The sequence below is a fragment of the Mesorhizobium sp. M0491 genome (genome assembly GCF_040321265.1).
In the GTDB taxonomy this organism is placed as follows: domain Bacteria; phylum Pseudomonadota; class Alphaproteobacteria; order Rhizobiales; family Rhizobiaceae; genus Mesorhizobium.
The window spans coordinates 168,585-177,779 of the sequence record NZ_JAMYRE010000003.1; the positions used below are offsets into that span (position 1 = coordinate 168,585).

The 9,195-nt window shown below is 61.5% G+C and carries 9 protein-coding genes and 1 tRNA gene; 5 read left to right on the forward strand and 5 right to left on the reverse strand.

The features are described 5' to 3' along the window. Nucleotides 1–7: 7 nt before the first annotated feature. The 4 genes from NKI69_RS04685 to NKI69_RS04700 all read right to left on the reverse strand — a co-directional run bounded on the left by NKI69_RS04685 (nucleotide 8) and on the right by NKI69_RS04700 (nucleotide 3,513). Entirely contained in the window at nucleotides 8–364 is a 357-nt protein-coding gene (locus NKI69_RS04685; RefSeq protein ID WP_352720261.1) for a hypothetical protein, read from the reverse strand. Nucleotides 365–496: 132 nt separating this feature from the next. Further along, nucleotides 497–1,810: a homoserine dehydrogenase gene (locus NKI69_RS04690; RefSeq protein WP_023810474.1), complete on the reverse strand. Its 1,314-nt coding sequence runs from the start codon at nucleotides 1,808–1,810 to the stop codon at nucleotides 497–499. A gap of 47 nt (nucleotides 1,811–1,857) precedes the next feature. After that, nucleotides 1,858–3,075 (reverse strand): LL-diaminopimelate aminotransferase, encoded by a 1,218-nt coding sequence (locus NKI69_RS04695; protein ID WP_352720263.1) that lies wholly within the window; start codon nucleotides 3,073–3,075, stop codon nucleotides 1,858–1,860. 45 nt (nucleotides 3,076–3,120) lie between these two features. Continuing rightward, a complete protein-coding gene (locus NKI69_RS04700; protein ID WP_352720265.1) occupies nucleotides 3,121–3,513 on the reverse strand; it encodes a hypothetical protein in 393 nt (130 codons plus the stop codon). 97 nt (nucleotides 3,514–3,610) lie between these two features. Between NKI69_RS04700 and phaC the strand changes: the two genes are divergently transcribed. The 4 genes from phaC (at nucleotide 3,611) to NKI69_RS04720 (ending at nucleotide 7,805) form a co-directional block, all read left to right on the forward strand. Then, the gene (gene phaC, locus NKI69_RS04705; RefSeq protein ID WP_352720267.1) at nucleotides 3,611–5,446 is read left to right on the forward strand and encodes a class I poly(R)-hydroxyalkanoic acid synthase; all 1,836 of its coding nucleotides are present in this window, start codon (nucleotides 3,611–3,613) and stop codon (nucleotides 5,444–5,446) included. Between the two features lie 216 nt (nucleotides 5,447–5,662). Continuing rightward, on the forward strand, nucleotides 5,663–6,910 hold the full coding sequence (locus NKI69_RS04710) for a YcbK family protein (protein WP_352720269.1): 1,248 nt from the start codon (nucleotides 5,663–5,665) through the stop codon (nucleotides 6,908–6,910). Between the two features lie 241 nt (nucleotides 6,911–7,151). Beyond that, a tRNA-Glu gene (locus NKI69_RS04715) sits at nucleotides 7,152–7,226 on the forward strand. 336 nt (nucleotides 7,227–7,562) lie between these two features. Beyond that, entirely contained in the window at nucleotides 7,563–7,805 is a 243-nt protein-coding gene (locus NKI69_RS04720; protein ID WP_023810468.1) for a DUF6894 family protein, read from the forward strand. A gap of 155 nt (nucleotides 7,806–7,960) precedes the next feature. Here the strand turns inward: NKI69_RS04720 and NKI69_RS04725 are convergent, their stop codons facing one another. Continuing rightward, complete coding sequence (locus tag NKI69_RS04725; protein WP_031212982.1) at nucleotides 7,961–8,194, reverse strand: hypothetical protein; 234 nt, start codon at nucleotides 8,192–8,194, stop codon at nucleotides 7,961–7,963. Nucleotides 8,195–8,963: 769 nt separating this feature from the next. Between NKI69_RS04725 and NKI69_RS04730 the strand changes: the two genes are divergently transcribed. After that, nucleotides 8,964–9,182: a hypothetical protein gene (locus NKI69_RS04730; protein WP_155930570.1), complete on the forward strand. Its 219-nt coding sequence runs from the start codon at nucleotides 8,964–8,966 to the stop codon at nucleotides 9,180–9,182. Nucleotides 9,183–9,195 lie beyond the last annotated feature (13 nt).

The window sequence follows — 9,195 nt, forward strand, 5'->3', positions numbered from 1 at the left end:
GCCGTGGTCAATACCAGCGGCGCGACGTATCGTTCGTCGACTGACCTATGGCAAAACCGGCCATAAAGCCGAGCAAACCGATCACGCCGACCAGGGCAGTCGTCGTACCGGGGTTTTCGCGCGCTACTTCCGAGACGGACTGAGCTTGGCTGCGCAACTGCTGTGCGGTTCGCGACGCGCGGTTCGCCGCCGTGTCGTAGAACTCGGACGCCTGTTCGCTGGCGTCATCGAGCATTTCCGCGCCCCGCGCCGAAATGCTCTTGTTGATCTTGGTGATCTCCTTGCGCAAATCGGCAATCTGCTTTTCCAGCGTCTTCTGGATGTCGTCGATATTAGGGGTGTCGGACTTGTTGGCATCGGCCATGAAGCGGTTCCTCTGGTTGCTGACCAAGAGAACGGCGACGACACCAATTCGTTCCCGTGTGGCGGCTGTCCCCACCAGACCGGACCTCAATGCCTGCGGGATTCCTGTCCCGCAGGGCCTATCGGGCAAAAGCTACCCTGCCCGCTCGATGCGGATGACCTGCGGCTTGTCGGTCAGATGGCCATCCTTGGTGATGCCGTCGACGGCCTTGCGCACAGCGGCCTCGGTCGTCTCGTGGGTGACGAGGATCACCGTTTTTTGTGCCGCCGCTTCGCCGTTGACCGCGTGCTGGACGATCGATTCCAGCGAAATATCGCTGTCGGCCATGCGCTTGGCTATTGCCGCGAACACACCGATGCGGTCATGCACGGTCAGCCGGATGAAGTAGCCGCCGGCATGGCTGCGCATCTGCGCCTTCTTGTAGGGTTTCAGCTCCTTCGCCGGCCGTCCGAAGACCGGACCATGCTGGAATCCTGGCCGGCTCTTGGCGATGTCGGCGATGTCGCCGATGACGGCCGAGGCGGTGGCGTTGCCGCCGGCACCGGGGCCTGATAGCAGCAGTTCGCCCAGAATGTCGGTCTCGATCGCCACCGCATTGGTGACGCCATGCACCTGCGCGATGACCGATGCGGTCGGCACCATCGTCGGATGCACGCGCTGCTCGATGCCGCTCTCGGTGCGCTGGGCGACACCCAGCAACTTGATCCGGTAGCCAAGATCGGCGGCCGCGCGGATGTCGGCCTGGGTGATGTTGGAGATGCCCTCCATGTAGATGTCATTGGCGGCGATCCTGGTGCCAAAGGCAAGGCTGGTCAGGATCGACAGCTTGTGCGCGGTGTCGTGGCCCTCGATGTCGAAGGTCGGATCGGCTTCGGCATAGCCCAGCCGCTGCGCGTCCTTCAGGCAAGCATCAAACGAGATGCCCTCGGCCTCCATGCGCGTCAGGATGTAGTTGCAGGTGCCGTTGAGGATGCCGAACACGCGGGTGACCGAATTGCCGGCCATCGCCTCGCGCATGGTCTTGATGACGGGAATGCCGCCCGCCACTGCCGCCTCGTAGTTGAGCAGCACGCCCTTCTTCTCGGCGATTTCGGCCAGCGCAACGCCATGCTTGGCCAGCAGCGCCTTGTTGGCAGTGACGACATGACGGCCGGCTTCGAGTGCCGCTTTCACCGATGAGCGCGACGGACCCTCGTCGCCGCCGATCAGTTCGACGAACACGTCGATTTCGGCGGTCTGCGCCATCTTGACCGGATCGTCGAACCACTCTGCCGAGCTGAGATCGACGCCGCGATCGCGCTTCGGGTCACGCGCCGAGATGGCGGTGACGATGACGTCGCGGCCGCACTGGCGGGTCAGTTCCACCGCCTTGTCGCGCAGCACGCGCGCCACCGACGCGCCAACGGTGCCGAGGCCGGCAATTCCAACACGCAATGCTTCAGCCATATCCGGCGACGTCCCTCAAAATTCGATCGAAATCGTCTGCGGCAAGCTTACCGATGAGCGGAGAGCGGCACGACATTGTTGGGCTGCTTGGCGCTGGTCGACAAGAAGCGCTTGATGTTGCGCGCCGCCTGCCGGATCCTGTGCTCGTTCTCGACCAGAGCGACGCGCACGAATTCGTCGCCATGCTCGCCGAAGCCAACACCCGGCGCCACGGCCACGTCGGCATGTTCGATGAGCAGCTTGGAGAATTCGAGCGAGCCGAGATGTCGGAACGGCTCCGGGATTGGCGCCCAGGCGAACATCGATGCCGCCGGTGCCGGAATGGTCCAGCCAGCGCGGCCGAAGGCATCGACCATCACGTCGCGGCGCTTGTGATAGATATCGCGCACCTCGGCGATGTCGGCGCCGTCGCCGTTGAGCGCGTGTGCCGCCGCCACCTGGATCGGCGTGAAGGCGCCGTAATCGAGGTAGGATTTCACCCGCGTCAGCGCCGAGATCAGCCGCTCGTTGCCGACGGCAAAGCCCATCCGCCAACCGGGCATGGAGAAGGTCTTCGACATGGAGGTGAATTCGACGCAAACGTCGATCGCGCCAGGCACCTGCAGCACCGAAGGCGGCGGATTGCCGTCGAAATAGATCTCCGAATAGGCAAGGTCGGACAGGATGATGATGTCGTTATTCTTGGCGAAGGCGACCACATCCTTGTAGAAATCGAGCGAGGCGACCAGCGCCGTCGGGTTCGACGGATAGTTGAGGATCAGCGCCAGCGGCTTCGGGATCGAATGTTTGACCCCGCGCTCGAGCGCCGGGATGAAGCCGTCGTCCGGCTCCACCTGCAGCGAGCGGATGACGCCACCCGACATGATGAAGCCGAAGGCATGGATCGGATAGGTCGGGTTCGGGCACAGGATCACGTCGCCGGGCGCCGTGATCGCCTGCGCCATGTTGGCGAAGCCTTCCTTGGAGCCAAGCGTGGCCACCACTTGCGTGTCGGGGTTGAGCTTCACGCCGAAGCGCCTGCCATAGTAGGCGGCCTGGGCGCGACGCAGGCCCGGAATGCCACGCGACGAGGAATAGCGATGCGTGCGCGGGTCGCGCACGACCTCGCACAATTTGTCGACGATAGCCTTGGGCGTCGGCAGGTCCGGATTGCCCATGCCGAGGTCGATGATGTCGGCGCCACGCGATCGGGCGCTGGCCTTCAGCCGGTTGACCTGCTCGAACACGTAAGGCGGAAGCCGGCGAACCTTGTGAAATTCTTCCATGGCAGTTCCAGACAGCGAAGGGGGTGTTGGGCGCGCGCTATATACTTATTTGCAGGTAGGGTCGAGGGTGGGGTCGCATTTGGCTTCGATCTGCCTCAGCGTTTCGTCGCCATGCTTCTTGGCCAGATCCGTCAGCGCCGCCTGGTTGGCGACCTTCGGGCCGCCGCCCTTTGCCGCCTGCGCATTCTCATCCGCCTTCAATTGCGCGAGCTTGGCGTTCTTCTCGGCTTCGGTGAACTGCGACGCCGCCACTTGCGGCTTGATGTTCAGGTTCGGAAAGGTGCCGGTATCCTTCGGCCCCGTACCCGCAGCGACAAGCGTCGGGCCATTCGTGTTGGTGCTCGAGCACCCGGCAATCCCCATGAGGACTATCGCCACGCCGATGCGGCAAAAACGTCCGGCACCGAAAAAAACAGTCTCGCCAATATTAATCGTCATATTGTTTCCCTGGCAGCCGAGGTAGAGCGAGATTGGCCCGGTCGGATGTCCCATGTTAATATGTCAAGAAAAGGCCTCGGGAGGAACCCCGCCAACCATGTCCAAAACACCCGATTCGGGCAAAGCGGAAGATGACGAGCCTTCGACCGTCGAGCAATATCTGGTGAAGGACCCGGAACGCTTCGCCCTGAACATGGCTCGCATGATCGAGCAGGCCGGCAAGGCCGCTTCCGCCTGGGCCGAGCCGCGCGAAAAAGGCGACGTGCGCGACCATGTCGCCGAGCCCGTTGTCGATATGGTGAAGACCTTTTCCAAGCTCAGCGAATACTGGCTTGCCGATCCGCAGCGAGCGCTGGAAGCGCAGACGCGGCTGTTCTCCGGCTATATGACGGTCTGGGCCAACGCCATCCAGCGCACCAGCAACGCCGCGCAAGACACCGAAGACGCGGTCAAGCCGGAGCGCGGCGACAAGCGCTTCCTCGACCCGGAATGGGGCCGCAATGCCTTCTTCGATTTCCTCAAGCAGGCCTATCTCGTCACCTCGCGCTGGGCGGCCGATCTGGTCGAGCACGCCGAAGGTCTGGACGAGCACACCCGCCACAAGGCCGGCTTTTACGTCAAGCAGGTGTCCAACGCCATCTCGCCGTCGAATTTCATCCTGACCAATCCGGAACTGTTCCGTGAAACCGTCGCCTCGAACGGCGAAAACCTGGTGCGCGGCATGAAGATGCTGGCCGAGGACATCGCCGCCGGCAAGGGCGACCTGAAGCTGCGGCAGGCCGACTACTCCCCCTTCGAGATCGGCAGGAACATCGCCACCACTCCCGGCAAGGTGGTCGGCCGCAGCGACGTCGCCGAAATCATCCAGTACGACCCGGCGACCGAGATGGTGCTCAAGCGGCCCCTGCTGATCTGCCCGCCATGGATCAACAAATTCTACATCCTCGATCTGAACCCGCAGAAGTCCTTCATTCGCTGGGCGGTTGAACAGGGCCACACCGTGTTCGTCATCTCCTGGATCAATCCGGACGAGCGCCACGGCACCAAGAACTGGGAAGCCTATATCCGCGAGGGTCTGCAATACGGCCTCGACACGGTCGAGAAGGCCACCGGCGAACGCGACGTCAACGCGATCGGCTATTGCGTCGGCGGCACGCTTTTGGCGGCGGCACTGGCGCTGATGGCGCAAGAGGGCGACGACCGCATAAAATCGGCTACGTTCTTCACCACGCAGGTCGACTTCACCCATGCCGGCGACCTGAAAGTGTTCGTCGACGAAGAACAGGTCGCCGCTGTGGAAAAGTCGATGAGCGAAAAAGGCTATCTCGACGGCACCAAGATGGCGACCGCCTTCAACATGCTGCGCTCAGGCGACCTGATCTGGCCCTATGTCGTCAACAACTATATGCGCGGCAAGGATCCCCTGCCCTTCGACCTGCTCTACTGGAATGCCGATTCCACCCGCATGGCGGCGGCCAATCACTCTTTCTACCTGCGCAACTGCTATCTCGAGAACAACCTTTCGCAAGGCACGATGGAACTGGCGGGCCACACGGTTTCGCTCGGGGACATCACCATCCCGGTCTACAACCTCGCCTCCAAGGAAGATCACATCGCGCCGGCGCTTTCGGTGTTCCTCGGCTCGAAATATTTCGGCGGCGCGGTCGAGTATGTGATGGCCGGGTCGGGTCATATCGCAGGGGTCGTCAATCCGCCGGCATCCGACAAATACCAGTATTGGACCGGGGGTACGCCGATGGGCGACTTCAGCCAGTGGATAGCCAATGCCACCGACCATCCAGGATCCTGGTGGCCGCACTGGCAAGACTGGATAGAGGCCAAGGACAACACCCGCGTGCCTGCCCGCAAACCGGGCAAGCATATGAAAACCTTGGGTGATGCTCCCGGCACCTATGTGAAAGTACGTGTGTAACGGACTGTAATGTGTGGTGAGTTGACGGACCGCCAAAAGCGGGCGAAATGGTGTCGTCAACCATCAAGCGGCCGTAATTCGGCAATCACCGCAAAAATACTTTCAGGCTTGCGGATTTGACACAGGTCTCGTTTCCGGATCGGAGACAAAGGTCACCCTGGCATCGACGCATGCGTGTGGCGCCAAGGATATACCGACCGGACATCGAGGGGGAATTTGACTTTGAAATCAGCAGGATGGAGCCTCGCAAAGGGAGAACGCCGCGCCATTGTGGCAGCGCTCTGCTCCTTGCTTCTGGCCTCCTGCACTTCGGCTGGCGACCCGACAATGTCGGTCGGAATGCCCGGTTACAATGCCACCGCATCGGACATAAACGCGGCCTCCAGCGGCAAGGCGATCGCCTCCGATTCGTCTGATATCACGACCGAGCAGACGACGGTGATGACGGCAAGCGATACGGCGCTGCCTGAAAAAGTCGCCTACGTGCCTATGTCCAAACCGGGAGCTGCCTTTCCGCTGATCACGCCGGCGGGCGCCGAAACCATCGTTGGAAACACGCCGCAATCGCTGACGCAGCAGGCACAGACCGCGCAGCAAACCGACGCGGTCGCCCAGCAGATTGCCGCGGTCGACGGCGATGTGGCGGCGCCGAAGCCCGCTTCCGCTCCGGCCATGAACAACCCAGTCTATGTGACGGCTGGCGAGATGCCGCAGGCCGAAGCACCAAAGAAGAAAGGCTTCCTCGCCTCGATGTTTGGCGCAACGCCAGCCTCGGCGACACCAGCCCCCATCATCAGCAACGCCCGGACGGGCGAGCAGCCCCCGGCGCAGGCAAAAGCGGCGCCAGCAGCGGCAAAGCCGATCATCACGCTTGCCTCGGCCAGTTCCACGGCCAAGCCGGTGCAGCTGGCTTCGCTCGGCGGCGATACCGGCCACGTCACTGGCAGCGATGCCCTGCCCGGCGTGCGCCAAACGGCCCTGTTCGAGATCAAGCGCAAGTCCGGCCTCGATGACGAAAGCGACGTCGACCTCAACGAGGATGAGGGGCCAATCGGCGGCTCCTATCAGGTTGCGTCAGCCGCCGGCATGGCCCGGTTGGCGCCCAACGGGCTGCTCAAGCAGAACGAGAGCGTCGACGTGGCCTGCCTGAAGCCGTCGCTGGTGCGTGTGCTGAAGACGATCGAAGGCCACTACGGCCGCAAGATGACGGTGACGTCAGGCTATCGCGACCCGGCCCGCAACCGGCGCGCCAACGGCGCCAAAAATTCGCTGCACATGTATTGCGCCGCCGCCGACATCCAGGTGCCCGGCGTTTCGAAATGGGAACTGGCGAGCTACATCAGAAGCATGCCCGGCCGCGGCGGCGTCGGCACCTACTGCCACACAGAATCGGTTCACGTCGACGTCGGCCCCGAGCGCGACTGGAACTGGCGCTGCCGCCGGCGCAGCGGCGGTGACGGCTAGCGCGGATCTGAGATCGGCTGGCGGCCAAGATCGTTCCGTTGGGCATCCCGAATATCGGATTGGCCGAAGCCTTCCCAACTTCATCATTCCGGAGCAGAGCGATGCGGCGTCCCCGCTAATCGTCAAGCTCGCCAACTTCGGGAAATCGTTGATTTGGCAGGCCCGGAAAAAAGTTGTCCAAGGTGGCACCTGACGGGTTGCCGGTTGCGCACAACGCCAGTATAAGCCGCTTCGTCTGAGCGCGCCCATCGTCTAGCGGTTAGGACACCGCCCTTTCACGGCGGTAACAGGGGTTCGATTCCCCTTGGGCGTACCAGATCTTTCAACGACTTAGCCGAATCTGTACCCCATTCGTCACATAAGCGTCGAATAAGCGCAGCGAATTTCAGCGGACGTTCGCGCACAAACCGAATCAACGTGACTGAGAAAAGCCCGCCACCGTGAGGTAGCGGGCCAAACGCGACAGTTCAGGCTGCGCCGCCTTCCGAAGCGTTGACCGCCTCTTCCAATACTTCTTCCGGTAGGAACGACCAGAGCAGCGCGTCAATGTCCTCATGCTTGGTCCGCGAATATGTCGGGTGCGAGCAGATCGAAGTTGGCTTGGTGGACTGGATAACCAGCAAGTAGTTTCGGGGTTAGGAATTAAGGCCATATGGCCCGCTTCTTCTTTGATCTAACGGACGATGGCGAAGTGTTTCCCGACCCTGAAGGCACCGAGCTTAAAAGCCGGAAAGCCGCTGAAGATGAGGCAGCAACAGCGTTACTCGAAATAGCCAAAGACCAGATGCCGGAAACTTTCAGGAAAGTTGCCATCCGTGTCCGCGACCACACCAGCAAGCCGCTATTCACCGTGAAGGTCACGTTCGAGTGGGTGCGTGAGCTGCCCGATGGATGAGGACATCGCCTTAGAGCTATTCATTATGGCGGCGCACCGACGCCAGCGACATGCGGTCGCTGAGGCAGACAACATGCTTTCGGCCATCGCGGAGACGCGCCGCACAATCGCAGAGTCGCGCAAGCTGCTAGAAGGACTAACCGACACGTCAGGCCTTAAGTGGGTAGCACCGGCCCAGTAGTGTTCCACCGGATGAACTCGACTTCCCTTCCGGTCACATCCCGCACGGCTTTCAAAAGCACCTCATGTAAGACGCGTGTCTGTCTGTAGTGGTCGCAGAGCGGCGATATGAACGGCTTGACGATGCTCAGGTGCAGCGCTTCCGCTGCCACCAGAAAGCGCTCGATTTCAACCTGTGATAACTGCTTGGAAGGTTTCGATCGGGCCATTTGTGCGAACTCCGTTTGAGGGGATCGCCGCAACGGAAGGATTATATTCCTCATCGCCATCGGGCTGGCAAGCGACCGTAGTCGGCCCGATCAAGCAGCCGAGCATCGAGCGCGAGCATCAGCGGCTAAAGCGACCTAGCACCCGGATCGACCTTTCTTGATTTGTGAAGCCTTGGCTTCGGCAGCAAGGCGTTGTTCTCGAAGTCGGGCAGTTTTTGTATCTCGCGCCTCTCTCTCGGCCGCGTTAGCAATCTTTGCCTCACGGTCTGCGCGCTCCAACCGGTCTTTGTCGACGCTCCGCTGGGACAGTTTGGCCTCCTGCAGAAGAACCTTCAATTTACAGTTTGCTAAAATGTTCCCATCAATTTTGTCGCCCTGAGGGAGCAGTGACGGCCTTCCGATGTTCTGCTCCGCCAGGGGAACCGAGCGCGATCCAAACCTCCTTTTCGGAGCGTGTTCCAGTGGGTCCGCCCCCACTGGCGGGCAGAGGCGGACCCGGCCGGGGCTTGGAGCCTCGGCCCGGCAGCGGGGGACGCTGCCGCCATTTCCAACCCGCCTCGACATATCAGGTTCCGCTAATACATAAAAAAGCCCCCACAGTTCGGCAGCGGGCCAAACCTTGGATGGAAATCAGATCACCAGCAGGGTTCGAACATTGGCCAATTCACCGGTCCTGTCCCGTGCCACTGAATGACGAAGCATCCTTATGGGCCGGAACTTTGATGCAATAGCGAAGTTCGAGAGGAGATATTTTCGCAGCAGGCACGCAATGAACGGGATCGTAAACGACATCCTGGCCGAGGTGGCAGAGATACTTCCGTCGCTATCACCGGACGAAAAAGATTTGCTGCCGAAACTGCCAGTCGACGCGCCCAATTTTCCCAACGACCTGGAACCGGTGATTCGAGCGGAGACGCCACCCCCGGAGCAGAAAGCAGAAACCGCAGACCGTCACTGCGACGGGAAGCCGCCTCAAGGCGAAGCCTGATGTCGGACGACGG

Excerpts from the sequence above, each read along its gene's own strand:
- NKI69_RS04685 (WP_352720261.1), bottom strand. The coding sequence starts at position 364 with ATGGCCGATGCCAACAAGTCCGACACCCCTAATATCGACGACATCCAG.
- NKI69_RS04690 (WP_023810474.1), bottom strand. The coding sequence starts at position 1,810 with ATGGCTGAAGCATTGCGTGTTGGAATTGCCGGCCTCGGCACCGTTGGC.
- NKI69_RS04695 (WP_352720263.1), bottom strand. The coding sequence starts at position 3,075 with ATGGAAGAATTTCACAAGGTTCGCCGGCTTCCGCCTTACGTGTTCGAG.
- NKI69_RS04700 (WP_352720265.1), bottom strand. The coding sequence starts at position 3,513 with ATGACGATTAATATTGGCGAGACTGTTTTTTTCGGTGCCGGACGTTTT.
- phaC (WP_352720267.1), top strand. The coding sequence starts at position 3,611 with ATGTCCAAAACACCCGATTCGGGCAAAGCGGAAGATGACGAGCCTTCG.
- NKI69_RS04720 (WP_023810468.1), top strand. The coding sequence starts at position 7,563 with ATGGCCCGCTTCTTCTTTGATCTAACGGACGATGGCGAAGTGTTTCCC.
- NKI69_RS04725 (WP_031212982.1), bottom strand. The coding sequence starts at position 8,194 with ATGGCCCGATCGAAACCTTCCAAGCAGTTATCACAGGTTGAAATCGAG.
- NKI69_RS04730 (WP_155930570.1), top strand. The coding sequence starts at position 8,964 with ATGAACGGGATCGTAAACGACATCCTGGCCGAGGTGGCAGAGATACTT.